The organism is Streptomyces sparsus (assembly GCF_054776295.1).
In genome coordinates this window covers 1-1,047 of sequence record NZ_BAAHCA010001310.1, presented here as the reverse complement: position 1 = coordinate 1,047, position 1,047 = coordinate 1, and the positions used below count along the sequence as shown (strand labels likewise).

The following is a 1,047-nucleotide window of genomic DNA, read 5'->3' as shown; positions in this document are numbered from 1 at the left end:
CGGCCATCAGCCGCTCCACCGCTGCGGTGTCTTGCCGGGGCGGCAGGCCGTCGAGGACGGCGGCGAGGGCCGCCCGTAGTTCTGCGTCGATCACCGGGACAGTCTAGGGACGCACCGCACGCGCCAGCCGCGTGGCCGCCGCGGCCCTCGGCGAGCTGTCGGGGCGGGACGGGCGCACCGGGTGCACGGTGTTGGCGAGCAGCACCAGGAAGGTGTCGGTGGCCCGGTCCAGCACCAGGCTGGTCCCGGTGAAGCCGCAGTGGCCCGCCGCGCCCCTCCCGGCCAGCTCGCCCATGAAGTACCGCTGGTCGACGGCGAAACCGAGGCCGCCGAGCAGCAGGTCCACCGACTCGGGGGTGAGCACCCGGGTGCCGTCGTGGGAGCCACCGCCGAGCAGCGCCCGGCACAGCACCGCCAGGTCGCGGGCCGGTGCGAACAGTCCGGCGTGCCCGGCGACGCCACCGAGCGCGTGGGCGTTCTCGTCGTGGACGACGCCGCGCAGCATGCCGCGGTCGGCCTTGGCGTGCGGCCGGCGCTGATCCTCGGTGGCGGCCGCGGCCGGCACCGGACCGTAGCGGGTGCCGGTCATGCCGAGCGGACCGGTGACGCCCTCGGCCACCAGTGCGTCGAGGGGGCGGCCGGTGATCCGTTCCAGCACCTGCTGGAGCGCGATGAGGTTGAGGTCGGAGTACAGGTAGGTGCCCGGGGGCCGGACGAGGCCGTCGGCCCACAGCAGCTCCAGGCCGTGCCCGTCGTGGAACGGCAGCTCGGGGCGCAGCCCCGAGGTGTGCGTGAGCAGCTGCCGTACCGTGACCCGGCTCTTGCCGTTCGCCGCGAACTCCGGGACGTGGGCGGCGACTTCGTCGTCCAGTCCCAGGGTTCCGCGCTCGTGCTGCTGGACGGCGACGACGGCGGTGTAGAGCTTGCTGACGGAAGCGAGGTCGAAGGGCGTGCCGGTGCGTGCCGGGACCGGTGCGGCGGCCGGCACGCCCTGGGCCGCCCAGCGCACGGCCAGCCCGGTGGCGTGCTCGACGACCAGCCAGGGGC

1 protein-coding gene is annotated in these 1,047 nt (G+C 75.3%); it reads right to left on the bottom strand.

The genetic code is table 11. The features are described from left to right. Window positions 1-103: 103 nt before the first annotated feature. A partial coding sequence (locus ACYVE9_RS28105) for a serine hydrolase domain-containing protein (RefSeq protein WP_461030704.1) occupies window positions 104-1,047 on the bottom strand: 944 nt, incomplete at its 5' end.